Genomic DNA, 24,531 nt, shown 5'->3' on the forward strand with positions numbered 1-24,531 from the left:
CCGATTTGCCGTTCGAGCGAACTTGACGTCGATTTTTCTTTTCGCCCTTGGAAATTATGTCTTGATCCCGTATTACGCCGTGTACACAAGCAAGAACCTCGGCTACGGAGTCGCATTTGCCGGCATACTTGTTTCGGTGAGAATGTTTTCCCAACGTGGCCTTACGCTATTCGGCGGAGTGCTAACTGATTATTTTGGGGCCCAGCTCATTAGTCAAGTCGGAATACTGCTCAGAGCAACTTCATTCCTGATTCTGTTCTTCGACCGCAGCCCGTCAAGCTTCGTAATCTCCGCCTTTGCAAATGGGACGAGTAGCTCCCTATTTAATATGGCTATTCGAAAGATGCTGTTTTTCGCCGTGCGAGAAGACGATTCACGTCTGACAGCAGTCATCAGCCTGCGAAGCGCGTTGCTCAATCTTGGGGCCGCAATTGGCCCACTTCTCGGCACATTCTTTCTGTACTGGGATTTCAGTTTGACGTGCCTTTGCGTAACCGTGATGTTCGTCGGCTTAGGTACAATTGTATGGGTTGCAAACCGAACGTTCGAAGCCGCGCGAATCTCTACAATCCGTCCGGCGGACTTTCTTCGAGTCATCCGACTTCCCGGCATTCAGCGGGTCATGTTGCTGCAGTTCATTTATTTCTATTTCTATTCTAATCTTGAATATTTACTTCCGATCTTCAGTACGGAGCAAGGTCATCAGGGATTGGTCGGAATACTTTTCACGACCAATGCGGTTGTTGTTGCTGGCGTGCAATTCACAAGCGCCCGTCGCATCGCCAATGCGGGCGTCAACCTTGGATTCTGGTGCTTCCTCGCGTTCTTTCTCCTACTTGGCTCGATTGCATACTTTTCTCCGGGCGTTGGCGTGTCAGTGCTCCTCGTGTTGGCCGTAGCACTATTCACTATCGCGGAAATTGTCGTCTCCTTCAGAGTCGAATACCTGTCGACAAAGCTCGGCGACAAATCGCTCGGCGGAACAACGTACGGATTGGTTTCGGTCGTCGGTGCAATTGGCATGTTGGCCGCCAACGCGCTGAACGAGCAACTATATCGGTGGCTTGGCCCGGCTAGCACGTGGAGTATCAATGCCCTGCTTGTTGTGGCTGCAATCGCCTATCTGTGGCGGATAAGGACTCCTTTGTTAGATCGCTTGCCGTCACCAGCAAAAGCTACTCCCTAGAGCACAGCGAACTCACGTCAAGCGATCATTTACTGTTCGCTCGTTGGCGCCAGCACAGTGTGACCCTGCCTCGATTCCACGTACAGCAGGAAGTTTGATAACTTTTCGCCCGTGAGCGGCTATTCGCATCGTAGCGGCTGGACGATCGGTGTCTGCCGCGTGCGCGATAAGTGGACAGTCGAGCTGTGGGATGGAACGTCTCTCATGCCGTCGTCGACTCGCCGGTTGCGGCGGTCAGGCTTCATCGCGAGTTGGTGACGGAATCTGAGCAGGCAGCTCTCCTGATCTCGAAGGGCAGCACGAGTTGTCGAGCTGACCCGGCCAAGCGATCGGTACGGCCGGCCCGGCCTGCGCCGCAATCCCCGCCGTAGGTGAGATCGTGCAAGCGTTGCGACGTCTGGCCACCCGACCCGAGCTGGCCGCGCGGCAGTCGCAAGATGACGATCTTGTGCGCGTGCGTCGCGCACAAGATCGCCCCAACTACGCGGCTCTTTCAGATAAGACAAGAAATGAGCTGACAAACCGCATGTCGCCTGATGCCCGTGCCGGGCAATCGGAATACCGTCATCCGTCATGGGCGCATCGTCTTCCTCGATGAAGTTCGGCGACACCTCGGGATGCTGCGGGCACGAAACACGATCGCCTTTGCGAGCGACAAAGCGGCCATCGAAACGCATTGTGCTGGAACCTGTTTCGACCTTGCCGCCATGGTCGGTCTCGTCACCGATGCGATTCAAGTTCATCATGATTTATGCCGTGACAATGCGCCCATAATTGAATTGCCTTGATTGACCAGGCTCAGGCTGCTGTCGATCCAGAACGGGCCTCGGCCTCGAGGTCGCTTTCCGCGCGTCTTGCTGGAGCGCTGGTTGCTACTTCGTGATCCGATGCATTTCCCGTCGGCGTACGGCGCCGCCCTCGGCTCCAGTTTCCCGGCGTCGCCACCGGCGCGCCCAGCCGCCGGGCCGCTTCGTGTTGCCCTAGTCTCCGCAAGTTTCACCGCCTCGGACTTGAATTCTTCCGTGTACTGCCTTCTCGGCACTCCAGTTTCCGGCATCCCATCCTCCGTACATGCATCAAACTACTCAACTTTATGCTGTACGTGAAACTTGGGCAGGATCATTCGACAGCATCGTAGAGATCGCAGACAATCTCTGGGATATGCAGGGCTGGCCTTGGCCGGTGCTACGAAACCGTGAAGCAAATTTCTCTTTCCGCGAAGGACTCCAGGTGTGATAAAAGCCATTTTTTTTGATTACGACGGGGTGCTGACGACTGATAGAACGGGTTCGCTCACTACGAACAGATATCTGAGTACAGTAACCGGTGTTGAGTATGAGACTGTTCGCAAGGCATTCGCAAAACACAACCCAGACCTGCTTGTCGGAAAGGTCACACATGCCGAAATCTGGGATGCAGTTTGCGCGGAGATACGTTGCAAAGTCGATTTTTCATTGCTCGAAGAGGCATTTCAAAGCACGCCGAAAAATGACGCAATGTTTGCTCTGGCGCGCAGCCTGAAGCCCGAGTATTCCCTCGGCATCATCACGGACAACAAGCGGGATCGGATCGATTCACTGAAGAAATCGCAAGGTCTCGATGTCCTGTTCAACCCGATAATTGTGTCAGCCGAGTTCGGCTCGGGAAAGGACGGTTCTGCTGTTTTTGAACATGCTTTACGATGTGTCGGAATAAGGCCTGACGAGAGTATCTTCATCGACAACAATCGAGGGAATCTGATTGCACCAAGAGCGCTCGGCATGGGCACGGTCTTCCATGACGATGAAAAAAACGATGTCGAGAAACTGATCGCAACCCTCAGGAACGAGTTCCACGTCTTGGAACGGTCGTGAGACGCAGCGCCATTTCGTGAGGCGCGAAGGAGCGTCCGAATGGCCGCTGTTTGGCGAGCTGATGGGCCGTTGAGGGTCGGCAACCGTCGGCCGCATCCGTCGGTTGGCGGCCAGGAGCAGCCACTCGCCACGCTCACTGAGATTGCCCGATCTGGCAGGAGCGGGTTCAACGGAGGCCGGCGGCCCTACTAGTCGGTAGTAGGGTAGGATGGCCGAGAGTCGCACCTCATCCCTACCTTTGAAAGGGAGCATCATGTGAGCGCAGCGGATAGATCTGAAATCCTTCGGCTGGTTGACGGCGGCCATGCGTTGGACCTTGTGGACTTGCTTCTTGGCGACTCCTCGTACCGGGTTTCCCCGACGATAGAATATTTTCCGAGCGACGATGCGCGCAACGCTTACGTAATGACGATTGAGCACCTTCGTTTCGTGAGCGCCCATGGCAAGCAAGACGGTTTCGTCAAGGTTGGCCAGCGTGTGTATTTCGCTTACCCGGAATATTTTCGCAACTGGCTGGACTGGGGAACCCCGGGCTTGACACAAGAAGACCTGCTCAACTATTTGAGAGGGAAAAGCATTACCAGCTAGCGCAGTCTGCTGCCGGCCAAGTGCGGTCACTGATATGCTTCTCAGACAAGAAACTCGTACTGGGATTCTGGAAAACTCGGAGAACAATAGAGCATGCCCGATTTGGAGGTCGCGGAGATCTATTACGAGAACGGTGACATCAAATATCGTTACTCTCGGTACCTCAATTCCGACGGCAGTCGGTGGATTAGGCATGGCCTCTTTGTCGCATATAGCGAGAATGGCACCGTAGTTTCCGAGGGAAACTATGATCACGGCGTCGAACATGGTCCATGGAAGGACTTCCATCCTAACGGCAGCCTTGCTGCGTCCGGTAACTATGATCGGGGAACCGAGGTTGGAGTCTGGGAGTATTGGAATGCAGATGGTCAGCCCAAGACATAGCGCAAGCCTGCCCGGCAGCAACGGCCGTTGTGGGTGGTGGATTCAACCGGATGCAGTCCGTTCGACGCCGGCATCCGACAACGGCTCGCCGTCGGGCTGCAGTCGGCCACTTTCAGACATCCGGCATCACCACCTAGATCGTCATCAATCGGGCTTCGGTCAGCTTCTCGAATAGTTGGCGCGATCGCTCCGATCAAGATGCCACCAAGGTGCCATCGTCGCCAACCCATATCACTGCGGGGATGCTGTAGAAGTAATCGAGCAGTAACAGATCGTGCTCATGGTATGCAGCCTCCGGCCACCTGTCTCGGAGGTAGGAGATGATCTCGTCAGGCGAAGCGTGCCACTGCGCTTGTTGATCGTTGATCGTGAATCGAGGATTCGGATGTTCGGGCGAGACATAGCAATCCGCTCCCGGGGCAATGAACTTGATCCTTCCCGTCCGAAGCAGATGCTCGACGACTCGAAAGAATGCATCTCTATGGCTATGGAAGGCCATACCCGGTGAATTGCCGCCGATCGCGCTGAAAAGACCCGTAATCCAAAGGCCAAACGAATCTTCCACGATTTTGTCGATTTGAGCGGAGTCATCCATGACAAAGCGGGCTCGAAAGAAAGCTCGATAGGGGAAGGTAAATCAAAGGCAAAGTGTAATGTTGAATGCCTGCTTCCGGCAAACCGGACCGTCTCTTCAGGTTCGACCACGGTCAACCAGCTCCGACCAGCCGCCCACGACCAATCGCTCGACGCCACGTGCCAGTCTGTTGATAATCAGGACATGATCCGCCGACGCAAGGCGTCGGTGGTTAACCAAACAATCGCGATCGACACGTCTTTTGCGCATTTCTTGCCGGAGTTCTTTGTGTACATCGATGTACCCCGCGGTCTCGTGTTCTTTGACCCAACTGACGCTTTCCTTCCCGAGCCGGCGTTAGTGCGATACGACCGTGATTCGAAAACGATTACATCGGTTGCCGGCGCGCAGACGGACGATACGGTATGTGATGTATCGCGCGACGGCCGTCGTCTTGCATTGGCATCGGCGTCGTGGATAGTCGCACGCAATACCAACCGTAGCCGCTTGACCGTGGTTGCCGATGGCACCGTCCTGCATCAGACCGACAGGTTTCTGTCGTTCTGGACGCGCCTGGATCCTTCCGGGCGCTATGCGCTGGTAAGCGTCTTCAAGAGCAATGACAAAGGCCGTCCGGTGGTGATCGATCTGGACACCGGCGAGCTTGGCGATCCTGTCGCGCGCGATTTCGATGCACGTTTCGGCGACGTGGATCCGGTCGACGGACTCCTGTGGGCTCCAGACAAACGAACCAGGAATTCGGTGCTGACCGTGAATTGCCGCAGCGGCGAGATCAACACGGTCAATCTCCCGGCGGGCGGCAAGGTCAAGCGCCTGCGCTTTGCGCGCGATGGGTCAGTCATGTTCGTCGCGAGCGATACCAATCAATTGCTGTGCTGTGACCGGAATGGCTCGGTGGTATGGTCGCGCGATATTGGCGAATTTGGCGAGATTCGCTCGGCCAACATCCTGTTCAACGAGAGTGGCAGCCATTTGTGCTTACCCTTGCCGGAAACGGCACGCTGCAATTGGGGCGAGGATCTGGTGATCGACGCACATACCGGCGCGGTCGAACATGCCATTCAACGTCACCGTGGGCCGCCCGCGGCACTGGCAGCAGATTGGTTCGGCGACCGGCTGCTGACGCATGGCGGTGAAATCATCGATTTTTATACCGGCAAGGTGACGGACATGCTGTCGGTCAAAAGCGGCAGTAGCGCGATCGCGGGGAACCTCGGCGGCTGACATATTGACACCCGACCGCCTCACTCGGTCAGCAATTCAACACCGCGACGCAACGAGATCCCGGCCAGCTGTTCAGCAGGCTGCGGCCGCGCGAACAGAAATCCCTGCACCTGGTGGCAACCGATTTCCTGCAGGAACGCCAGCTGCTTCTCCGTCTCGACGCCCTCCATCACGACATCGAGCCCCAGCGCGCGCCCCATCGCAACGATCGCGCGCACGATTGCATCATCCGTGCTGCCCGAACCGCAGTCCGTCAGGAACGACCGATCGATCTTCAGCGTATCGACGGGCAGATCCTTCAGGTACACCAGCGACGAATAGCCCGTACCGAAATCGTCGATCGCCAGGCTGATCCCCCGTGTCGCCAGTTCGCGCAGCAGGATGCCGATTTCCTCGCGGGTGTTCATCGCCATGCTTTCGAGCAACTCGAGCTGCAGGCATTCGGCCGGCAGCGCGGTTTCGCTGAGGATGGTCGTCAGGTCGCTGAGGAAATGGTCGGTAAAGCACTGCCGCGCCGACACGTTCACCGACACCCGCCCGAACTCGAAACCCTCGTCGAGCCAGCGGCGCGCCTGCCGGCAGGCTTCGCGCAGCACCCACCGGCCGATCGGGACGATCAGCGCCGACCGCTCCGCCAGCCCGATGAAGTCGCCCGGCGGCACCAGGCCCTTGCGCGGATGCAGCCAGCGCAGCAGCGCCTCCACGCCGACGATCCGGCCGCTGGCCAGATCGTATTGCGGCTGGTAGAACAGCCGGAATTCGTTCTGCTCGAGCGCGCGGTGCAGCTCGCCGAGCGTCTCCAGCTGCTCCATCGCCGACGATGTCATCTTGCTCTCGAAGAACTGGAACACGTTCCTGCCTCGACTCTTCGCGCCGTACATCGCCTGGTCCGCGAGCAGGATCAGGTGCTCCGCCTCGGTGCCGTCGTCCGGATAGATGCTGATGCCGATGCTCGGCGTCACGAATATCTCGCGACCGCCGACATCGATCGCCCGCGCCACTTCGTCCAGCAGCTTGCGTGCAACGCGCCCGACGTCGCGGACATCGTCGAATTCCTCGAGCACGAGCGCGAATTCGTCACCGCCCATGCGCGCCACCGTGTCGTTCGAGCGCACCGACGCGACGATGCGCTCCGCAACCTGCTTCAGCACCTCGTCGCCGGCGTTGTGGCCGAGCGTGTCGTTGACCAGCTTGAAGCGGTCGAGATCGAGGTACATCACCGCGACCTTGTGACCGAGCCGCTTCGCGCGAGCGATCGCGTGCACGAGCCGCTCCTCGAACAGCGCCCGGTTCGCGAGATCGGTGAGCACGTCGTGCGTGGCGAGATAACCCAGCCGCTCCTCCGCCTGACGCCGCTGCGTGATGTCGGAGAAGATCGCCGCATAGTGCGAGATCTCGTCGTCGTTGTCGCGAATGCTGGTGATCGTCAGGTATTCCAGAAACAGCTCGCCGGTCTTGCGGCGATTCCAGATTTCGCCTTGCCAGTGGCCATCGGTCGTCAGCGAATGCCACAGCTGCTTGTAGAAATCCGGCGTCTGGCGCCCGGAACTCAGCAGGCCCGGGTTGCGCCCGATCACTTCGTCCGCGGTGTACCCGGTCAGGCGCGTGAAGGCCTGGTTGACGCGCTCGATCCTCGCGTGCCGATCGGTGACCATGATGCCTTCGAGCGCCGATTCGAACACCCGATCCGCCATGCGCAGGTTGAAGCGCGCGAGACCCAGCGCTTCGTCGCGCTCGCGCACGGCGCTGCGCAACTCATTCGCGTATTCATGCTCGATGCTCTGCAGCACGTCCGCGAAACAGAGCAGCCCGGTCAGCCTGCCCGCCTCGTCCCGAATGCCGACGTGCCGCATATTGTGCTCGGTCATGAAGCGCTGTGCTGTATACAAGCTCTGCTTTGCGCTCAGCATCTGCAGCGGCTTGCTCGCGTAGGCCCCGACCGCGCCCTGGGACGCGCCTTCCGCCAGGAGCCGGACGATGTCCCGCTCAGTCAGGATGCCGTGCTCACCGTCGTCGTAGCCGACCAGGATCGCGTCGAGTCGTTGCGTGCGCATCCGTGCGATGACGTCGTGCACCGCGACCTGCTCGGACACCACGACGGGCGGATGGATGCGAATCGATTCGATCGGCTTCAGGTGCAGGAAGAACTCCGGCCCCTGGTTCACGACGACGTCGGTCTGCGTCAGCACGCCGATCGGGGCGCTATCGCGGACCACCACGAAGTGCCGGACGCCCGACTGCTTGAACTTCATCGCGGCCTCGCCCAGCGGCGTGTTGGCCTCGAGCGTCAGCACCGGATGGCTCATTACCTCGCTGACCGGCCGATCGAGCCCGTGCGGATCGTCGCCGGCCGACAGTGCATCGCGCTCGGTCCAGATCCCGACGACCTGTTCATCCTCCATCACGACGATCGAACTGCAACGCTCGATGAACATGCGTCGCGCGACCTCCCGCACCGGCGTGGCCGGTGTGCAGGACAGAATCTGACGCGCGACGAGGCGCGCAATCGGAACATCGTAGCTGCTCGGATACATTCTCTAACCAAGACGTAAAGCCCTCGCCGGCGCGCTTCGATCCGGCAACCTTCAGGCTCGCCCGCGGCGACAGGCACGGTGCGATATCGCTTGCCTCGAATGGTTGCGTACTCATCGAACTCGCAGACGGGGCATTGACCCATCGCGTGAGGCGTCGCGGCGGCGGGCGTGACACATGGGCCGCGACGTCGCATTTGACGATCCCTTGTCCGGCGGGTTCAGACGCCGGAGCGCCGCCCACTCGGAGGCAGCCGCCCTGAGTTAACGACAGATTCGTGGAAGAGTTGAGTGCCGTGACGACATTCGTGCTGCGCGCCGGCAAGTCGAGAGGCTGCGCGATCGATGAGCCGTCAATGCGGCCGAGACACCGCCGGCTTCAGCAGGCCTTTTTGCTACACGCGGGCGACAAGGCGTCGCATGGACCGGCGGCGACGCTCATGGAGGAATGGAAGCCGGTCGCGGCTGCCGTGAAGTCCGGGCAATTCGTCGAACGAGACTCGAGATCGGGCGGCCAGCTGCGCCCCGGCCGCTTGCGGCCCGTTTGCGGCCCCGCTTGCAGCCGTCTGACACGAGCGCTCGAATCGTTAACGATCCGAGCGCTCATGGTCATGTGGAACCACCAGAATGCTGCCAGCCCGGCGTATTGCACCCACTACTCCGGGCTTCCGGGCCTGCAATTTGAGGATCAGAAGCTATGGTGCATGCCGATGTTGACTTGAACCTGGTTACCGCCCGACGAGGTGTTGCCAAAGTCGGCAGCCGAAGCCTGAGCGCCCTGGGCATGGACGTAGGCACCGACGGCGTAAACCGACGTGCGCTTCGACAGCGCGTACATGGCACCGAGCGACGCCTGGTTGATCGAAGCCATCGTGCGGCCTTCGGCAGCCTGGCTGGGCGTGGCTGCGGAACCGTAGACATACGTGTACCCGGTGGCCAGCGACAATGCCGGGGTGACCTGGTACTGCAGGAGCGCACCCAGCACGTTGAAGTGGATCGACGGCTGGCCGTTGTTGCCCTGGTACTGCGCGTTCGAGTACCGCAAGCCCGCCGTGTACGGACCGATCTGGTATTGGGTAGCGACCTGGGCGATGCCCGCGCTCTTGAACGCATTGCCACCGTTATAACCCGAGCTCGGATAGCCCAGCGCGGTACCGAAACCCGGCTGTGCCGTGGCGTTCTGCCACCCGTTCTCACCCTGGTTGGTCGCGCGGAAGTAACCGCCGGCGACGGTCAGGCCGCCTTGAGCGTAGTTCGCCGCCACCGACCACGACTGCCCCGAACCCATCGCACCGGCGACACCGCCGAACGAGTACGCGCCTTCAGCCTGGAAGCCGTTGATGACCGGCGAAATGTACTTCACGGCGCTGTTCTGGTTCGTCGTGTTGTCGTTGTTGTCGACGTCGCCCGGCGTCGAGAACGTCGATGCTGAAATGGCGTCGCCCGTCAGGCCCTGCACCATTTCCGTCACGGCGTCGAGCTGGCGCCCCATGCGCAGGGTACCGTACCGATCGGAAGCAATGCCGACGTAGGCCTGGCGGTTGAACAGCGAACGCGTGGAACCAATCGGCCCCTGGCCGTTTATGCCGCCTGTACCGATGTTGAAACCGTTTTCGATCTTGAATACCGCCTTGAGGCCGCCGCCGAGGTCTTCGTCCCCCTTGAGGCCCCACTTGTTCGAACCTACGGCGCCCCCGTCGAGGCCGAACCGCTTGTGGCCATTGATGTTCGAGGTGTAGCCGATACCCGAATCGAGCATGCCGTACAGGGTGACCGACGACTGCGCCATTGCTGCCGAAGATGCGGCGAATGCGGCAACAGCGATAACGCTGACGTTGATGTTTTTGTTTTTCATCTGTATTTCACAGTCAGGAGTGGTTGTGGGATTGTTTGAAACGGGTTGTGTCGTATTCGCATGCGGATGACGGCGCACGGCCTGCGCGTCGTCTCGGCCGCAACGGCCAGCGTCATATTCGACAGATCGGCATAATCAAATCAATCATTTCGTCATCCTCAAAATTGCATGCGGAGAGGTACCACGCATCTCGACCTGTCCGGCACGCTTTCGATCAGAACAATCGCGGCATCCCGATCTGGATCAAAGCCGCTTCCTTGCTTCCGTTGTCGCTCCGGCCCTACGGCACCGTGAATCGAGAATGTGCCGGGTCGCCTGTTTGCCGCATCGATACCTTGCCTTCCAGCTCCGGCGAAACTTCACCGTCGATCACGCGAAGAAACTTGCCCCCTGCGCGGCGATTTCCGGGTGCGCCTTGACCACGAGCGCGCACTAGAGGATTCATTCGAACTGACATCGTCCCGCCGTATTCATGATCCGGCGAACCGATGTACCGAGTCCGCGAAGCCGGACAACTCGAGCCGATCATCGCGCTCAGCCGAACTTTCCCCGATGGCATTTCGGAGCAGTCCGGCGTCGTCACGTCCAGCGCCCGTGCAATGCCCGCGATGACGAAACCGGACCACGCTCCACCTGCTACAAAAGACCGTCTGGAAGTACCGGCCGCCATTGCAGGCTGCTTGAGCGTCCGGCTCAACCGCTGGCGAAGTACGCGAACCTATTCGCCGGGCACCAACGTGGCCGGATCGCGCTTAGCGAGTGCGAAAGACCATATCAGGAACATAATTTTGCGTCAAAAATTGTTTGATATAAGTTAATCTGGTTTGATGGCGTTGCGCCATGCCGGACTTACCCTTATAGAACAGGCCGAGGACACCGCGTCAGCAAGATCCGCGCCGTGACGTTGATTCACGATCAGACGAAAACCCGGTGTCGAACGGGAGCGCTTATGCGCTGACGGCAGACGCTCCCTATCCAATGTCGGGCCGGGGCCAAAATGGCAGCGGGAAGCGAGGTATCCTGGCTCGCATCGCAGGGCACCAACCCGTTGAGACAGACGCTGCACGCCGTTCTCTCGAAGTGCTCGCTGCCATCGAGGTTTCCGTCGCTTCCGCATCCGCTGCTCGGGCCGTGATGATTCCGTGACCGCGTGTGACTCCTTTCGAGAAATGCGCCTGGCTGCTTCCGGTACCTGAATGAATTCATGCCCCGTTCGACTCCGTGAACACGTACCGTCCGACATCGAGCGATTTTGCGAATTGCAGATGAGCTCGCAAGTGGCCCGTCATGTGTCGTGGCTCCCGCGCACGAGAGCGCAATGTGAACATGCGTTGGCAGACGCGATCGCACAGCAACGATCCGCGACTCGGTTTCGCCTGATAGCCACGACAGGTGACCGATACGCCTTCGAAATCCACAAGGAAGAAGTCAATCGCCACAGCGTGAGATTGCGAACCTCTTGGGGACTTCGTAACCGCCAATCACGTGGCATCCGTGCTTACGTTGAAATATCAAATATTTCCACAGTCGATTGATATTGATGCCGCGTGCAATGAATCTATTAAATCCTACCCGGCATTCAAGGGTGGATTTTTTATTTCCAAACTTTGCTAATTGAATACCCCCCGAAAAGAGCCGGTATAATTTTTCCAAGCCATGACAACACTCTTATCAAAGCAGCGATCTTCTCTGTACACATGGTCCACTTCACATTTGGTCTTTTGAGGGCGACATGGATGGAATAACCAAGGCACTTGTACTGGCCGTGAGGTACATCGATCAGCGGAGTAACTTGCACGCCGAGGACGACGACGTCAACGCGCTTGAGGAGATCGCAGCGGCACTTGCAGTTGCATCGACAACAGAGCAGGATGCCTTTGCCAGGATGGCAACGTCGCTTGGCTTCCCTGAGCTAGTGGAGCAACTCGGCCTGGATTCGCCGCGATGACCGCCTTGCAAGCCCGGCATTTCATCTGAGTCAACGTCAAGGGCTGCGTGGTGCAGCGCATCGGGCGGCAGCCGGCCAATAAGCGACAGTCGACCATTGTGTCAAGATTGATAACACTGCGAACCATTCCAACAAAGGCAAAACAATGATGACTTCCGGCGACGGCCTGACCAGTCCCGCGCGGCTCCTGCGACTCGCCTCATGGGTAATCGCGATCATCTTCGCCGTCTTTCTGAACATGCTCGGCAGCCTCGTGATCCGCGACATGGCGTTTGCCCCGACGGGCGGCCCACCCGCCATCGAGCAATTCGCCGATGCGCCGACGAAAGCGCGGCTGGACGCAGCGCGACGCAATCTGCAGGCGCAGCACAACGCGCTTGCCGACAAGGCCGACACCATGGAGGTCGCGCGCGGCCGCGCCGCGAAGGAGTATGCGGCCGAAAAAGAAAGCTTCCGCAACTGGCTGGCAACGCGCTCGGTGACCGGCGACAGTGCGAGGGACCCCGACATTCTGGCGAGAACTCGCAAACTGGATTCGCTCCAGGCCGTGGTGGTCAACTGGCAGCATCAGATCGATGCGATCAACGACCAGCAACGGGCGCTGGCATCGCAGCAGACTCAAGTGGACACGCAGATCGCCGAAGCGGACGCGGCAGCCGAACGGCGCTTCGACGAAGCGACACGGCACTACGAGCTGCAAGTATTCGGGCTGCGGCTTGCGCTGACGCTGCCGATACTTCTGGTTGCGATCTGGTTGTTCATACGCTATCGCAAGATGCGCTACTGGCCTTTCGTGTACGGTTTTGGCCTGTTTGCACTGAGCGCGTTCTTCATCGAACTGGTTCCGTACTTGCCGAATTTCGGCGGTTATGTCCGGGTCCTGGTGGGCATTGCGCTCACGGTGTTCGCCGGCCTTTACATGATGAAGGCCTTTCAGCGCTATGCCGAACGCAAGCGGCTCGAATTGCAGCAGGATCAGGGAGAACGCGCGCGCACGATCGGCTACGAAAAAGCCGTTCGTTCGCTCGAAAAGAAGCGCTGTCCGTCATGCGACAAACAATGGAATCTCGGCGGCGACGACTCCACATTCTGCGTGCATTGCGGATTACGACTCTTCAATGTCTGCGAATGCGGCGGCCGGAATTTCTTCTTCTTCCCGCATTGCCATCAATGCGGTGCGGCTCAGGGAAATGAGGTGCCGGCGTCGTCCGACTGACAGTCGGCGTGTTTTCAACACGCACCATTGTCGATAGCCTTTAGCGGATCGGGTCAGGTCAGGTCAGTCGGGGATTGTAGAAGCAGGCAGTGACCGGGTTCGGAGGCGGATTCAATCGGCCGTTCGGCACGAGCCACTCGATCGTTCACAATCCTCGGCCCGTCGCCCCCGGCGCGTTGAATCCGCAACCATCCGCGAACGCCGCCGATGCCGTCACGCGAGCGTTTCAGCAACAGCTTCGCCCGGCTTCACTGCCATTCACCGGGATGACAGACCACCCAACCCGGATGATAGCTGTCCATGTCCGTGTGCCCCCAGCACCAGCCGTGCTGGCGAATGGTTTTCATCATCAGCTCGCGTTGTGCGCACGCACTGCCCGGAGCATATTGCCCGTCAGGCAAGAGTTTCGGTGCCGCGCCGTTCCTGCATTGGCCATCGACCACTTCTTCCTGACGCATCAACGCCTGGACAGCGGGTGGAACGGTGCGGGCCAGCGTGTCCTTGTATTCGATGCAGGCGGCCGCCTTGGGGTCGTTGGACTTGCCGGCACATCGGGACTGGAGCTTGTCGATGTTTCTCGACACTTCTGGCGGATACGTTTCGGCGTGCGCCGCGGCAATACATCCCGCCAGCAACAGGCAGGCGGCGGCAAGAGATCTGAACAAAATCATTTCGTGAAGGACACGATGCGTCGGATAGCCCAGGAACCGGCGAATTATGGCACGTGTGCGTTTTCAACGACTCGCCGGGCAACGGTGTCCGGACATCCCCCTCGACGCAACGGGACACTCACGAACACGGCCGGCGCCCCGCGGATTGCTCCAGTCGCGCGAGGTAAGCATCGCCCCATTGCTTCATCGCGTCGAGCACCGGGGCGAGCGTTCTGCCGAATTCGGTCAACGTGTATTCGACGCGGGGCGGAACCTCGGCGAAAACCGTACGGGTCACGATGCCATCCGATTCGAGCTCGCGAAGCTGCAACGTCAACGAGCGCTGGGTCACCGCTCCGATCAAGCCGCGCAACTCGCCGAACCTTTTGGTACCGCCCAGCAGATAGTGCACGATCAGCGGCTTCCATTTCCCTCCCGCGACATCGACCGTCGCGGCGACCGAGCACGGATACGTGCTAACCGAAGATGTCATGCCGGCTCCCAATAGGATAATTTCTTTCCCTATATATCAAAGACGTGCCTTCTTGTGCAAAAGCGGCCGACCGCCGATAGTCGCGGCATCGTTACATCGGCCGCCGATAACCGGCGACCGGACTCATTCAAGGGACCAGATCGATGAAGGCCGCTTATTACGAACGTCAGGGCAACGCTTCGGAAGTGTTGAGGCTCGGAGATTTTCCGGTTCCGCAACCGGGTCCGGGCGAAGTCCGGGTGCGCATCCACGCATCGGGCCTGAATCCCAGCGATATCAAGGCGCGTACCGGCTTCTCCGGCCCTTCCGCATTCCCGATGGTCATTCCGCATCAAGACGGCGCGGGGGTGATCGACGCGGTCGGTGCCAGCGTTGCGCCGACACGGACAGGCGAACGGGTGTGGCTGTTCGAAGCGCAATATCGCCGCCCCTTCGGCACGGCCGCGGAATATGCGGTCGTGCCGGAAGCACAGGCCGTTCCCTTGCCCGACAACGTTTCGTTCGAGGTCGGCGCCTGCCTGGGCATTCCGGCACTCACGGCCCATCGCTGCCTCTTCTCCGACGGCGACATCAAGGGTCGCGCGATACTCGTCCAGGGCGGCGCGGGAGCAGTCGGAACCGCGGCAATCCTGCTCGCAAAATGGGCTGGCGCGTGGGTCGCGACGACCGTTTCAACGCCCGGGCAGGCGGACGCCGCACGGCGTGCGGGTGCCGACCTCGTCATCAATCGACGGCTGCAGGATGTGGTCGCGATCGTGAAGTCGGCAACACGGCAGCGGGGAGTCGATCGTATCGTGGAAGTCAGTCTGCAAGACAACCTCGACATCGATATGCGTTGCCTCGCCAACGGCGGCATCATCAGTTCGTACGCCGTAGGATCCGCTGCCGATCAGGTGCCGCTTCCCCTGCTCGACGCCATGATCGCCGGCTGCTCATTCCGGTTCGTCTACATTTACACCGTCCCGGCGGCCGCCAAGTCCGCAGCCGTTTCAGCGATCAGCCAATGCCTCGCGGACGGCGCCTATGCGCCGACCATAGGCATGCAAGTCGCGCTCGACGCCATCGTCGAAGCCCACGAGGCGCAAGAATCTGGCCAGGTTATCGGCAAGATCATCGTCAGGCCGTCGCTCGTCCGGTCGCATGGGCCGGGGGACATTCAACCGAATGATTGATCACCGCGAGGACGTGTCGGCAAACCAGCGTCCCCGCATTCGCAAGCCGGGCACCTCCGGCGAAGGACGGCCGCGATTCATGAGCCCCCTGCCGCGAAATCGAACCGAAGACGCTCATGTTCGAATGTGTCGTGATCAGGGTCATGAAGCCCCCTCGAGAATGACGAAGGTACCGGTTGCCGCCCCGGCGCGGAGTGCCTTGGCCGTCTGGTATTCGGGGCTCTCATAGAAACGCCTGGCCTCGGCGAACGAATCGAACTCGAGTACCACGTGCCGCTCATGGGCCTCGCCTTCGAGGTTTTCATACTGCCCCCAGGCCGCAATGACCTTGGGGCCGAAAGTCTTGATTGCATCACCCGCGGCTTCTGCATAAGCAGCATAGGCGACGGGGTCCGAAACGCTGACATGTGCGACTAGATAACCTTTTGGCATGTCGATCTCTCTTGGGTAGCGGGAACACGCAATTCAATGCGGGGGGCGATCTTCAACGACTTGCTTCGACCGGATTGAGGTGCATTAGCCGGTTCTATTCCGACGCGACGCGCCGGAAAGGTTGAGGGCGCCTGCCAGCCTCCTGACGCTCGATCATCCAGCCGGGATAGCAGGCCGGCAAAGCACTCACGGCATCGAGACGCGCAAGCTCGGCCTCGGTCAGGACGACATCGACCGCGCCGAGATTGTCTTCAAGCTGTTCGATCCGTTTGGCGCCGACAATCACGCTCGTGACGTGCGGCCTCGCAAGCAGCCACGCGAGCGCGATCCGCGCGACCGAGACATCGTGCACATCGGCGATGGCGCGCATCTCTGCCACGCACGGCCAGGCTCGCTCAGGATCGACCGGCGGAAAATCGAAATGGGTGCGCCGCGAACCGCTGTCGGTCGACGCACCGGGACCGAACTTCCCCGACAGCAACCCGCCGGCGAGGGGCGACCAGACGAGCAGCCCCATCTGCTCCTCGACGACGAGCGGCACCAATTCGCGCTCGACGTCACGTCCGGCGATCGAATAGTAGGCCTGGAGCGTCTCGAAGCGCGTCGCGCGAAGCGCCTCACTCAGCCCGAGCGCCTTGCCGATCTTGCCCGCGCGCCAATTCGACACGCCGACATATCGCACCAGCCCCTGTCGCGTGAGATCGTCGAGGGCGCGCAGCGTCTCTTCGATCGGCGTGACAGGATCGTTGGCGTGAATCTGGTACAGGTCGATATGGTCGACCTGAAGCCGTTCCAGGCTTCTCTGCACGGAATCCATGATGTGGCCGCGCGACGCACCCTGTTCGTTGGGCTTCCGGCCCATCACGCCGGCCGTCTTGGTCGCGAGCACGATCTCGCTGCGCGGCACGCCGATGTCCCGGAGGGCCTGCCCGACGATGCGTTCAGACTGGCCAAAGGAGTAAATGTCGGCGGTATCGATGAAATTGATTCCGTCGGCAAGCGCGCGGGCGATCAGCTGGTTCGCCTCGTCCTGTTCGACGGCGCCGATCGCCTTCCACATGCCGGCGTCGGCGTTGCCGCCCAGCGTCATCGTGCCGAGGCACAACTCGGAAACGTACAGGCCGGTGCGGCCCAGTTGCTTGTATTTCATCACCCTTCCCTTCAAACGTGGCTGAATGGCATGCGGCGGCGTCCGTTCCGTTGCGTCACGTCCCGTCGCGCATGCCGGGATTTCAGTTGCCTCGAGGTGTTCCGGACCGGAACTGTCCGGCGATCGTCGCGACGCGCATGCCATGGCGGCGTGCCGTCTCGAGGTCGCCTGGCGACATTTCCTCGGGTGACGCATCGGCAGGCGTTTGCGCCATCGGCCCGATATAGGCGCCCATGCGATTCAGGTCGTCACGCATCGAGGCTTTCACGTTCGCCGGCTTGATGTCCATGCTGACCCAGATGCCGCCGTGCTGCCCGGCCAGCAGGAAGAAGTATTCGAGCGTGTTGAGCTTGTCGCCGTTGATGCTGGCGCTGTTGGTGAAGCCGCCAAAGATCTTGTTCCGCCATCCGCCTTCGAACCAGACCTTCGAGGATGCGTCGGCAAACTTCTTGAACTGCCAGCTCGGGCCGCCCATGTAGGTCGGCGAGCCGAACAGGATCGCGTCCGCGCCGGCGAGCGTTTCCCAGGCATCCGCTGGAATGTTTCCCTCGCTGTCGATCGCGACGAGCACGGCGCGGGCGCCTTCGGCGACAGCGCTTGCCATGCGCTCGGCATGCCCGTAGCCGGAGTGGAATACGACGACTGTGTTGACCGGAGCGGCGTGTGGTGTCATGGGTGCTTCCTTTCGTTCGGGTTGTCCGCGGTGGACAACATGGAAAGCCACTCTACCGAGCCGCAACTGAGTTATAAACGATGACAAATTGAACGTTCTGTTACTCGCTGGGTGAACAATGCAAAACCTCGACGCGCTTTTGATCTTTGCCCGTGTCGCCGAAATGACGAGCTTCACGCGCGCGGCCGAAAGCCTCGGTATTCAGAAGGGACGTGTGTCGATGGTGATCCGTGAGCTGGAGCGGGATGTGGGCGTTGCACTCCTGCACCGGACCACGAGGCGCGTTCAGCTGACTGAAGACGGGCGCGCCTTTTATTCACGCGCGCGCGACTTGCTGGCCGAAGTACAGGAGTTGCAATCGATGTTCTCCGGCAACGGCGCACCGTTGCGGGGAAGGCTGCGCGTCGACATGCCCACCGAGCTCGCACGCAGCGTCGTGATTCCCGCACTCCCGCCACTGATGGCGGCGCATCCGGAACTGGAACTGGAACTTTCGAGCACCGATCGGCGTGTCGATCTCGTCCAGGAAGGATTCGATTGCGTGATCCGGCTCGGGCCGATCGTCGACGAGACGCTGATTGCCCGACCGCTGGGAAAGCTGCGGATGACCAATGCGGCGAGCCCGAGCTATCTGGCGCGGTACGGCACACCGCACACGCTCGATGACCTGCGCACGCAGGGACACCGGATGATCCACTACACGCTGACACTCGGTGCCAGGCACGCCGGATGGGAATACCCGGACGGCGACGGCTATGCGTCGCTTCCGCTGCCGAGCGCGATGCAGGTCAACAGTGTGCAGACCTATCATGCAGCCGGGCTGGCAGGCCTTGGGTTGATCCAGGCGGGATATCCGACGCTTGCGCATTACATCGAAAGCGGCGCGCTGGTGGAGGTGCTACCCGACTTGCGGCCCGAGCCGCTCGCCGCGTCGCTTGTCGTGGCTCATCGGCGCAATCTGTCGCCCCGCGTCCGGGCCTTCATGGACTGGATCGAGGGGGTGTTGGAGCCTTATCTTGATTGAGCGGCGGGTGTGGTGGTTTATGTCCAGCGCGGGTCGTTCGGTCATTCGGTCATTCGGCGACACCTTCGTCGATCAGGCCTTGAATCGCGCTGGCGCTCGTACGTTCGTCGAAGGTTGCTTACTGGAACGCAAGTCGAATGGTCGCGGCGGATCGCAATGGCTTGCCGCTCGCATCATGGTATTGAGGCCGGGGTCAAGCGCGTTCGGTCCAGGACGCCCAACGCGGGGCAGTCGCCGAAAATTGCCCGTTTCGGCTACGTGGACGATTGGTCGTCGTGCGGCTCGTAGAGGTTTATGAACACCGAGTTCGGTATCGACCATGCAGTACCCGTGGAATCCGTCACGATCCAATCGCCCTCCCTGACTTTTCGCCAACCGTCCGGTGTCAGCATTCGCCAACCACCGTCTGTTCGTTCGATGTGAGGATGCTGGCACGGGTCAACAACCTGCTCCGCGTCAACGACGGAATTTTTCTTTCGAAACTTCATCTCTTGCTCCAACGATTGATTCAATCTCTCGCCTTCAAGAACACGAACACGGCTTTGCGACTGTGACACTCCGGACCAAAATCAAGGGAAGCAGTCAAAACACGACCAGCCGCAGCATCCCGATCACAGCGGTTGCCACCATTTACGGAATCATTTTTTTGTTCGCATTGCTAACACATACGTTGTGTGACTTCGTCATCGAATCGCTTTCTCGTTCAATAGCTTCCAGATGCGTAGCCGGCCGCCGCCGGATTCAGCGGCTGACGCTGCAATAGATCAGCGAGCGAAGACGCTGGCTGTCGACCTGATACAGCGGATGGCGCTCCGGGTCCAACACCATGTCGGCGTCGGCCAGCAACGCACGCCACATTGCAAGCACTGCCACGGCACCGCTGAGTGCCAGAGTACGCGTCTCGGGACTCCCGTCGGTGCCGACATCGGTCAGATGTCGACGGATCTCGCGTTCGGCGCAGGCAGTCAACATTTGATACGTCAGGGTCCGCATGGAATGTCGAGTCGATCAATAAGAAAGCGCCGTCAAACACGTTACGGCCCGGTACGCGACGCGAGCCGAGCCGCGCCGATTGCAATGTCGAGTTGTCCTGATTCAGGTGGCAGCCACGACACCCCTGCCATCCACCGAGCAACACCTGATCGCGATACTTCACGGACAACGCCGTGTCTGTCGCCCGTCGCGGTATCGCGGTTGCCAGCAGCGTTTCGAGTGAAGCGCGGCGGCGGCTGATCGCGACGCGCCGATCGTCTCATGTGAAAACAGGCGCCCACGTAGTTATCGGTGGATATGATGAACTCCCGGGTAATGCACATTAAATAATGAAGTACCGCCGAGACCGCATTTCGACGTTGGAACAGAGATTGTGAGATGCAGGACATTGATCGCCGCAAACGCATGACCATTAGTGAGCATCAGCGGATGTGTCGGCACATCAAAAAAAGACCAGATACCGGGCCAATACGATATTGACTAATTGACTCCGAACCACGCACCGATTCCAATCCCTTCGCGGACCTCGAAACGTCAGCCATTGCAAGACTTCACCTGGTGCAATATCACGTGCACCCGATGAAGCCGTCCCGGCTCGCGCGTACGCCCCCGTGCGTTTCAATCATCACACATCCACAAGCTGACAACGCCCACTCCCTTCGCCAATGCCTGAAAATTTCGCTGATCATCGAACATACAGCGTCTCGTTCTCCATATTTTTCTGCATGGTACAACAAACCGAAGCCGACTGAACTCATTTTTCATGTTCCAGTTATCTAGTTATAAATATAAGTCTATTTAATATATTAACGCTAATTCACATATGACTCCCTTTCCCGCCCACTCTTCGTGCCGATCCGCCCTGGAAACCCTTGACGCAAATGAGCGTCAGTGTTTCGGAGGCAATTTTCCCAACAGGAACGGAAGGTTGGCGATGAAGCACAAGCAGTACTCGGTGGGGCAGATCGTGGCCGCGCTCAGCGGACTGAGTTGGGCATGCCAGTGGCGGATCTGGTTCGGCAACGGGAAATATCAGAGCAGACGTGTTCAAGCGTGAAGGTTGGCGCGTGAGTCGGAACCGGGCCTATCGACGCTATGCGGAAGAACAACTGCAACCGCGCTCGAAGCTGCCGACGCGCCGCAAGGTGATCGTGTCGCACCGTGAGCCCTGACGGCCGTGGACATCGTCAGCCGTGCGGCGCTGGCCATGTAGGTCTACCGCTACCAGGCGCAGATCGACTTCGACCGGAAATATTGCGCGAGCCGCCCGCGCCGGCGCCGAATCGCGCCAGTGTCTGCCGGAACGAATCGACCACTTTTTTCGTTCTGCACCATACCTCGATAGTGTCACCCTGATGCCGTCTCGAGTGACCGCGCGAACTACGAGCATACCGGCACATAAAAGGCCTGAACCCAACCCGAATCCCCTCCCTCTACTCCGCATGCTCACGATCGAACGCACGATTACTCGCCTCGATCGCCGCGAGCGCATTCTCCGCCCACGCCTTGAGATCAATGACGAGCGGAAGCAGCGTACCGGCCAGAGAACTCAGCGCGTACTCCACACGCAGCGGCAGTTCGTCATAGACATTGCGCACCACCAGTCCGTCGCGCTCCATCGCGCGCAGCGTCTGGGTCAGCATCTTCTGCGACACACCTTCCAGGCGGCGCTTGATGTCGCCAAAACGCATCGGCCCGTCCTTCATCGCGACCATGGCCAGCACGGTCCACTTCTGCCCGATACGCGCGAGCACCGCGCGTGACGGACAGACTTTCAGGAACGCATCGGGCGGCAACTCGATCTTCTTCGTCATGGTTACTCTCAGGTACCTAATTGATTGCAGAAACCGGAATTGAAAGAATGATGCCACCCAATCAATCGTGAGGTACATGCCATGAAGATCGCATTCCTGGGCGGTGGAAACTTTGGCGGGAATCTGGCCGAATTGCTGGTCACGACGGGACATGATTTGGTGGTCGGCTTGCGCAATCCCGCGAGGGCGCGTCCGGGCGCCCGGTACCGAGTCGTGTCGCTGGAAGAGGCTGCGGCGCATGGTGATGTTGTCGTCATCGCCGTCCTCTATCAGGCGTGCGCCGAGGTACTTCCCTCCCTTGCACATCAGCTGGCCGGCAAGGTCGTTGTTGACGCAACGAATGCGCTGAAGGACGACTGGTCGCCACTTCCGCTGGGGGCCGACGGATCGGCAGCCGAGGCGATCGGCCACTTGCTGCCGGGCGCGCGTCTGGTGAAGTGCTTCAACACGGTGTTCGCCGACATCATGACGCCGGATCGCATCGATCGGGGCGGCCATCCCGTTACGGCATTCATCGCGGGCAACGACGTCCAGGCCAACACGACGGTCGCCGGGATCGCGGAAAGTGCGGGGTTCGCGCCCGTCGTGACCGGCCCCTTGAACAACGCCCGTTATCTCGAGGCCATGGCACACCTCAATATTCAGATCGCCGTAGGTCGGGGCGGCGGAACGAATGCCGGCTTCGTGTACCACCGCGCGCTCGCTTAGAAACCTGGGCGTTCAACCTCGACGCGGTCGCCAATGGAATCCCGGCCGCGCAGAAATGGCGCGGCGCCAGCGGGCTGGCGATCGCTTCGGCTCTCAAGTGCCACGCACTCGCGACGCGTCGCCTGCTTCCCGTTGGTTCAGTTGACACATAGACACCAGCAACGCGTCGCTTCCTGTCGGCATTCGCTTCGCCACGACTCCCCGATCGCTACCTGCGTTCGACTTCAGCGCCCCGTACCATGCTCGATCAAATGCTCGACGAAACGAGTCAGCTTCGGCAATGGCCGCCGATCGTGCCGATACACGACATGAACCGGGTGCGGCGCCGGCAAGTACGCTTGCAGCACCGGCACCAGCGCGCCACTCGCCAGATCGTGCGCCACCAGAACTTCAGGCTGCAGCAACAATCCCGCGCCCGCGATGGCCGCCATGCGCAGCCCGTTCCCGTCGTCGCACGTGAAGACCGGATCCTGCGAAACCTGTGGCCCGTCCCACCCGCCGAGCTTCCACCCGTTACGGCCGTTCCACACGGAGTGAGACAGGCAGTGATGCACACCCAGATCCTGCGGCGTCTCCGGACATCCATGCCGCGCGAGGTAACCGGGCGATGCGCAAATCACCATGCGATACATGGTCAACGGCTTTGCGATCAGATCGACGTCACCGAGTTCGCCAATTCGAACGGCGAGATCGAAACCCTCGTCCACCAGGTCGACGACGCGATTGCTCAACGCCAATTCGATGCGCACGAGCGGATGCATCTGCTGGAACGTCGCGGCCAGCGGCGCGACGACGCATGCGCCGAAGGTAATCGGCGCGCTGATCCGCAACGTGCCGGACGGCGACGCACGCAATCGCTCGACCGACGTCTCGGCGATCCGCACCTGTTCAAGCGCGCGCTTGGCGTCTTCGTAGAACACGCGCCCCGCATCCGTCAGGCTCTGCCGTCGCGTGGTGCGCTCCAGCATGCGCGCGCCGAGGCGCTCTTCAAGTTCGCGCACGTACTTGCCCACCATGACCGCCGACATGCCAAGCCGCTGCGCCGCCTCGGTGAAGTTGCCCCCTTCCACGACAGCAACGAAGGTTTCCATTGAACGCAGCTTGTCCATATTGCGAACCAGCGATTAGTAGTGTCGGAAATTAGAGCACATTTATCTCAATATTGGTTCGAAGAACAATGGCTGCTCCAACCTGAAACCGAAAAGGAGTGGTTCCATGAAGATCGTTGTAATCGGCGCCGGCGGAGACGTCGGTCGTGCCGTGGCAGATGAGCTTGCGCGTGACGGGAGACACGAAGTCGTTCGCGTGGGTCGCACTTCCGGCGACCATCAGGTCGACATCACCCGTGACGAGAGCGTGAGTGCGCTGTTCGAGAAGATCGGGCAAGTCGACGCAATCGTCGCCGCCGCGGGCAATGTCATCCTTGCCCCGATCGAGAAGATGACGGCGGCCGATTTCCACCGGGGATTGCAGGACAAGCTGCTGAGCCAGGTGCGTGTCGCACTGGTGGGCCAGCACTATCTGGTCGACGGCGGGTCGATCACGCTGACCTCGGGCATCGCGGTCGACGATCCGATTGCGCAAGGCGCCCATGCCGCCGCATCGAATGCCGGGATTGAAGGATTCGTGCGCGGGGCCGCGTGCGATTTTCCGCGCGGCATCCGGATCAACGTCGTGAGCCCGACGGTGCTGACGGAATCCATGGATCGGTTCGGTCCGTTCTTTCCCGGCTGCGAGAGCGTGCCGGCGTCACGTGTGGCCATGGCCTATCGACGCAGCGTGGAAGGCGTGCATAGCGGTCGCGTCTATCGGGTCGGTCATTGACGTTGAGGGCTCGCCCCGCGAGCCCGAATTCCTCGCGCCCCTGCCTGCCCCAGATTCCGCCACGCCATCACCGCACCGGCCACCAGCAACAGAACCGAAACGATCAACGCCCGCGCCATCCCGTGAACGAACGTCGCGCCGTCTGCCGCCCGAACGGATCTCTGGCTGGTCGTGCATGCCGACCTCAGACATGCGCCGACGATTCGCGCGGCAATCGA

24 protein-coding genes and 3 pseudogenes are annotated in these 24,531 nt (G+C 60.2%); 14 read left to right on the forward strand and 13 right to left on the reverse strand.

Features of this window, described 5'->3' with window-relative positions; translation table 11 throughout:
- The first annotated feature begins 22 nt into the window (after nucleotides 1–22).
- On the forward strand, nucleotides 23–1,186 hold the full coding sequence (locus tag FOZ70_RS34365; protein WP_175904132.1) for an MFS transporter: 1,164 nt from the start codon (nucleotides 23–25) through the stop codon (nucleotides 1,184–1,186).
- Nucleotides 1,187–1,707: 521 nt separating this feature from the next.
- Here FOZ70_RS34365 and FOZ70_RS34370 read toward each other — a convergent pair.
- Nucleotides 1,708–1,932, reverse strand: a pseudogene (locus tag FOZ70_RS34370) (PAAR domain-containing protein); the annotation flags it as partial.
- A 163-nt stretch (nucleotides 1,933–2,095) separates the two neighbouring features.
- Nucleotides 2,096–2,243: pseudogene (locus FOZ70_RS34375) on the reverse strand (IS3 family transposase); the annotation flags it as partial.
- Between the two features lie 175 nt (nucleotides 2,244–2,418).
- Between FOZ70_RS34375 and FOZ70_RS34380 the strand changes: the two are divergent.
- The 3 genes from FOZ70_RS34380 (at nucleotide 2,419) to FOZ70_RS34390 (ending at nucleotide 4,011) form a co-directional block, all read left to right on the forward strand.
- On the forward strand, nucleotides 2,419–3,039 hold the full coding sequence (locus FOZ70_RS34380; protein WP_048027592.1) for an HAD family hydrolase: 621 nt from the start codon (nucleotides 2,419–2,421) through the stop codon (nucleotides 3,037–3,039).
- A 255-nt stretch (nucleotides 3,040–3,294) separates the two neighbouring features.
- Nucleotides 3,295–3,627, forward strand: a complete 333-nt coding sequence (locus FOZ70_RS34385; protein WP_059652134.1) for a hypothetical protein — start codon at nucleotides 3,295–3,297, stop codon at nucleotides 3,625–3,627.
- Nucleotides 3,628–3,720: 93 nt separating this feature from the next.
- Entirely contained in the window at nucleotides 3,721–4,011 is a 291-nt protein-coding gene (locus FOZ70_RS34390) for a hypothetical protein (protein ID WP_081083989.1), read from the forward strand.
- 193 nt (nucleotides 4,012–4,204) lie between these two features.
- Here FOZ70_RS34390 and FOZ70_RS34395 read toward each other — a convergent pair whose 3' ends face one another.
- Nucleotides 4,205–4,606 carry a hypothetical protein gene (locus FOZ70_RS34395; protein ID WP_111999324.1) on the reverse strand — a complete coding sequence of 134 codons (402 nt, stop codon included), beginning with the start codon at nucleotides 4,604–4,606 and terminating at the stop codon, nucleotides 4,205–4,207.
- Here FOZ70_RS34395 and FOZ70_RS34400 point away from each other — a divergent pair.
- Nucleotides 4,589–5,830: a hypothetical protein gene (locus FOZ70_RS34400; RefSeq protein WP_219707684.1), complete on the forward strand. Its 1,242-nt coding sequence runs from the start codon at nucleotides 4,589–4,591 to the stop codon at nucleotides 5,828–5,830. The two genes, FOZ70_RS34395 and FOZ70_RS34400, sit on opposite strands and share 18 nt — an antisense overlap.
- Nucleotides 5,831–5,850: 20 nt before the next feature.
- Here FOZ70_RS34400 and FOZ70_RS34405 read toward each other — a convergent pair whose 3' ends face one another.
- Nucleotides 5,851–8,364, reverse strand: coding sequence for an EAL domain-containing protein (locus FOZ70_RS34405; RefSeq protein ID WP_219707685.1), 2,514 nt, complete (start codon nucleotides 8,362–8,364; stop codon nucleotides 5,851–5,853).
- 275 nt (nucleotides 8,365–8,639) lie between these two features.
- Here FOZ70_RS34405 and FOZ70_RS34410 point away from each other — a divergent pair, with 275 nt between their 5' ends.
- Nucleotides 8,640–9,083, forward strand: a complete 444-nt coding sequence (locus FOZ70_RS34410; protein WP_219707686.1) for a hypothetical protein — start codon at nucleotides 8,640–8,642, stop codon at nucleotides 9,081–9,083.
- On the opposite strand, the gene FOZ70_RS34415 is transcribed toward FOZ70_RS34410, so the two are convergent.
- Nucleotides 9,050–10,216 carry a porin gene (locus tag FOZ70_RS34415; protein WP_042975541.1) on the reverse strand — a complete coding sequence of 389 codons (1,167 nt, stop codon included), beginning with the start codon at nucleotides 10,214–10,216 and terminating at the stop codon, nucleotides 9,050–9,052. The genes FOZ70_RS34410 and FOZ70_RS34415 overlap by 34 nt on opposite strands.
- Nucleotides 10,217–11,948: 1,732 nt before the next feature.
- Here FOZ70_RS34415 and FOZ70_RS34420 point away from each other — a divergent pair.
- Nucleotides 11,949–12,164 carry a hypothetical protein gene (locus FOZ70_RS34420; protein WP_042975539.1) on the forward strand — a complete coding sequence of 72 codons (216 nt, stop codon included), beginning with the start codon at nucleotides 11,949–11,951 and terminating at the stop codon, nucleotides 12,162–12,164.
- A gap of 145 nt (nucleotides 12,165–12,309) precedes the next feature.
- Nucleotides 12,310–13,380 (forward strand): hypothetical protein, encoded by a 1,071-nt coding sequence (locus tag FOZ70_RS34425; RefSeq protein WP_081072468.1) that lies wholly within the window; start codon nucleotides 12,310–12,312, stop codon nucleotides 13,378–13,380.
- 248 nt (nucleotides 13,381–13,628) lie between these two features.
- Here the strand turns inward: FOZ70_RS34425 and FOZ70_RS34430 are convergent, their stop codons facing one another.
- Both FOZ70_RS34430 and FOZ70_RS34435 read right to left on the reverse strand, forming a co-directional pair.
- On the reverse strand, nucleotides 13,629–14,051 hold the full coding sequence (locus FOZ70_RS34430) for a hypothetical protein (protein WP_042975538.1): 423 nt from the start codon (nucleotides 14,049–14,051) through the stop codon (nucleotides 13,629–13,631).
- Nucleotides 14,052–14,169: 118 nt separating this feature from the next.
- A complete protein-coding gene (locus tag FOZ70_RS34435) occupies nucleotides 14,170–14,523 on the reverse strand; it encodes a helix-turn-helix domain-containing protein (protein ID WP_059585989.1) in 354 nt (117 codons plus the stop codon).
- A gap of 143 nt (nucleotides 14,524–14,666) precedes the next feature.
- Here FOZ70_RS34435 and FOZ70_RS34440 point away from each other — a divergent pair, with 143 nt between their 5' ends.
- Nucleotides 14,667–15,695 carry an NADPH:quinone reductase gene (locus FOZ70_RS34440; RefSeq protein WP_219707687.1) on the forward strand — a complete coding sequence of 343 codons (1,029 nt, stop codon included), beginning with the start codon at nucleotides 14,667–14,669 and terminating at the stop codon, nucleotides 15,693–15,695.
- Nucleotides 15,696–15,836: 141 nt separating this feature from the next.
- On the opposite strand, the gene FOZ70_RS34445 is transcribed toward FOZ70_RS34440, so the two are convergent.
- The 3 genes from FOZ70_RS34445 to FOZ70_RS34455 form a co-directional block, all read right to left on the reverse strand.
- Nucleotides 15,837–16,127 (reverse strand): DUF1330 domain-containing protein, encoded by a 291-nt coding sequence (locus FOZ70_RS34445; protein ID WP_219707688.1) that lies wholly within the window; start codon nucleotides 16,125–16,127, stop codon nucleotides 15,837–15,839.
- Nucleotides 16,128–16,221: 94 nt separating this feature from the next.
- Nucleotides 16,222–17,277, reverse strand: coding sequence for an aldo/keto reductase (locus FOZ70_RS34450; RefSeq protein ID WP_219707689.1), 1,056 nt, complete (start codon nucleotides 17,275–17,277; stop codon nucleotides 16,222–16,224).
- A gap of 82 nt (nucleotides 17,278–17,359) precedes the next feature.
- A complete protein-coding gene (locus FOZ70_RS34455) occupies nucleotides 17,360–17,950 on the reverse strand; it encodes a flavodoxin family protein (protein ID WP_219707690.1) in 591 nt (196 codons plus the stop codon).
- A 118-nt stretch (nucleotides 17,951–18,068) separates the two neighbouring features.
- Here FOZ70_RS34455 and FOZ70_RS34460 point away from each other — a divergent pair, with 118 nt between their 5' ends.
- Nucleotides 18,069–18,974 (forward strand): LysR family transcriptional regulator, encoded by a 906-nt coding sequence (locus tag FOZ70_RS34460; protein WP_219707691.1) that lies wholly within the window; start codon nucleotides 18,069–18,071, stop codon nucleotides 18,972–18,974.
- A gap of 741 nt (nucleotides 18,975–19,715) precedes the next feature.
- Here the strand turns inward: FOZ70_RS34460 and FOZ70_RS34465 are convergent.
- Nucleotides 19,716–19,967: a hypothetical protein gene (locus tag FOZ70_RS34465; protein WP_059492452.1), complete on the reverse strand. Its 252-nt coding sequence runs from the start codon at nucleotides 19,965–19,967 to the stop codon at nucleotides 19,716–19,718.
- A 934-nt stretch (nucleotides 19,968–20,901) separates the two neighbouring features.
- Between FOZ70_RS34465 and FOZ70_RS38310 the strand changes: the two genes are divergently transcribed.
- Nucleotides 20,902–21,024, forward strand: a complete 123-nt coding sequence (locus tag FOZ70_RS38310) for a hypothetical protein (RefSeq protein WP_258025817.1) — start codon at nucleotides 20,902–20,904, stop codon at nucleotides 21,022–21,024.
- Nucleotides 21,011–21,133, forward strand: a pseudogene (locus tag FOZ70_RS34470) (IS3 family transposase); the annotation flags it as partial. The gene FOZ70_RS38310 and the pseudogene FOZ70_RS34470, both read left to right, overlap by 14 nt.
- 267 nt (nucleotides 21,134–21,400) lie before the next feature.
- On the opposite strand, the gene FOZ70_RS34475 reads toward FOZ70_RS34470, so the two are convergent.
- Complete coding sequence (locus tag FOZ70_RS34475; protein WP_048027610.1) at nucleotides 21,401–21,781, reverse strand: helix-turn-helix domain-containing protein; 381 nt, start codon at nucleotides 21,779–21,781, stop codon at nucleotides 21,401–21,403.
- A gap of 81 nt (nucleotides 21,782–21,862) precedes the next feature.
- Here FOZ70_RS34475 and FOZ70_RS34480 point away from each other — a divergent pair, with 81 nt between their 5' ends.
- A complete protein-coding gene (locus FOZ70_RS34480; RefSeq protein ID WP_219707692.1) occupies nucleotides 21,863–22,489 on the forward strand; it encodes an NAD(P)-binding domain-containing protein in 627 nt (208 codons plus the stop codon).
- A gap of 224 nt (nucleotides 22,490–22,713) precedes the next feature.
- Here the strand turns inward: FOZ70_RS34480 and FOZ70_RS34485 are convergent, their stop codons facing one another.
- Nucleotides 22,714–23,598, reverse strand: a complete 885-nt coding sequence (locus tag FOZ70_RS34485; RefSeq protein ID WP_219707693.1) for a LysR family transcriptional regulator — start codon at nucleotides 23,596–23,598, stop codon at nucleotides 22,714–22,716.
- A gap of 106 nt (nucleotides 23,599–23,704) precedes the next feature.
- Between FOZ70_RS34485 and FOZ70_RS34490 the strand changes: the two genes are divergently transcribed.
- The gene (locus FOZ70_RS34490; protein ID WP_219707694.1) at nucleotides 23,705–24,313 is read left to right on the forward strand and encodes a short chain dehydrogenase; all 609 of its coding nucleotides are present in this window, start codon (nucleotides 23,705–23,707) and stop codon (nucleotides 24,311–24,313) included.
- Nucleotides 24,314–24,531 lie beyond the last annotated feature (218 nt).

Source organism: Burkholderia sp. COPS (assembly GCF_019425585.1).
In the GTDB taxonomy this organism is placed as follows: domain Bacteria; phylum Pseudomonadota; class Gammaproteobacteria; order Burkholderiales; family Burkholderiaceae; genus Burkholderia; species Burkholderia cepacia.

Excerpts from the sequence above, each read along its gene's own strand:
- FOZ70_RS34390 (WP_081083989.1), top strand. The coding sequence starts at position 3,721 with ATGCCCGATTTGGAGGTCGCGGAGATCTATTACGAGAACGGTGACATC.
- FOZ70_RS34395 (WP_111999324.1), bottom strand. The coding sequence starts at position 4,606 with ATGGATGACTCCGCTCAAATCGACAAAATCGTGGAAGATTCGTTTGGC.
- FOZ70_RS34405 (WP_219707685.1), bottom strand. The coding sequence starts at position 8,364 with ATGTATCCGAGCAGCTACGATGTTCCGATTGCGCGCCTCGTCGCGCGT.
- FOZ70_RS34415 (WP_042975541.1), bottom strand. The coding sequence starts at position 10,216 with ATGAAAAACAAAAACATCAACGTCAGCGTTATCGCTGTTGCCGCATTC.
- FOZ70_RS34420 (WP_042975539.1), top strand. The coding sequence starts at position 11,949 with ATGGATGGAATAACCAAGGCACTTGTACTGGCCGTGAGGTACATCGAT.
- FOZ70_RS34425 (WP_081072468.1), top strand. The coding sequence starts at position 12,310 with ATGATGACTTCCGGCGACGGCCTGACCAGTCCCGCGCGGCTCCTGCGA.
- FOZ70_RS34430 (WP_042975538.1), bottom strand. The coding sequence starts at position 14,051 with ATGATTTTGTTCAGATCTCTTGCCGCCGCCTGCCTGTTGCTGGCGGGA.
- FOZ70_RS34435 (WP_059585989.1), bottom strand. The coding sequence starts at position 14,523 with ATGACATCTTCGGTTAGCACGTATCCGTGCTCGGTCGCCGCGACGGTC.
- FOZ70_RS34440 (WP_219707687.1), top strand. The coding sequence starts at position 14,667 with ATGAAGGCCGCTTATTACGAACGTCAGGGCAACGCTTCGGAAGTGTTG.
- FOZ70_RS34445 (WP_219707688.1), bottom strand. The coding sequence starts at position 16,127 with ATGCCAAAAGGTTATCTAGTCGCACATGTCAGCGTTTCGGACCCCGTC.
- FOZ70_RS34450 (WP_219707689.1), bottom strand. The coding sequence starts at position 17,277 with ATGAAATACAAGCAACTGGGCCGCACCGGCCTGTACGTTTCCGAGTTG.
- FOZ70_RS34455 (WP_219707690.1), bottom strand. The coding sequence starts at position 17,950 with ATGACACCACACGCCGCTCCGGTCAACACAGTCGTCGTATTCCACTCC.
- FOZ70_RS34460 (WP_219707691.1), top strand. The coding sequence starts at position 18,069 with ATGCAAAACCTCGACGCGCTTTTGATCTTTGCCCGTGTCGCCGAAATG.
- FOZ70_RS34465 (WP_059492452.1), bottom strand. The coding sequence starts at position 19,967 with ATGCGGACCCTGACGTATCAAATGTTGACTGCCTGCGCCGAACGCGAG.
- FOZ70_RS38310 (WP_258025817.1), top strand. The coding sequence starts at position 20,902 with ATGAAGCACAAGCAGTACTCGGTGGGGCAGATCGTGGCCGCGCTCAGC.
- FOZ70_RS34475 (WP_048027610.1), bottom strand. The coding sequence starts at position 21,781 with ATGACGAAGAAGATCGAGTTGCCGCCCGATGCGTTCCTGAAAGTCTGT.
- FOZ70_RS34480 (WP_219707692.1), top strand. The coding sequence starts at position 21,863 with ATGAAGATCGCATTCCTGGGCGGTGGAAACTTTGGCGGGAATCTGGCC.
- FOZ70_RS34485 (WP_219707693.1), bottom strand. The coding sequence starts at position 23,598 with ATGGACAAGCTGCGTTCAATGGAAACCTTCGTTGCTGTCGTGGAAGGG.
- FOZ70_RS34490 (WP_219707694.1), top strand. The coding sequence starts at position 23,705 with ATGAAGATCGTTGTAATCGGCGCCGGCGGAGACGTCGGTCGTGCCGTG.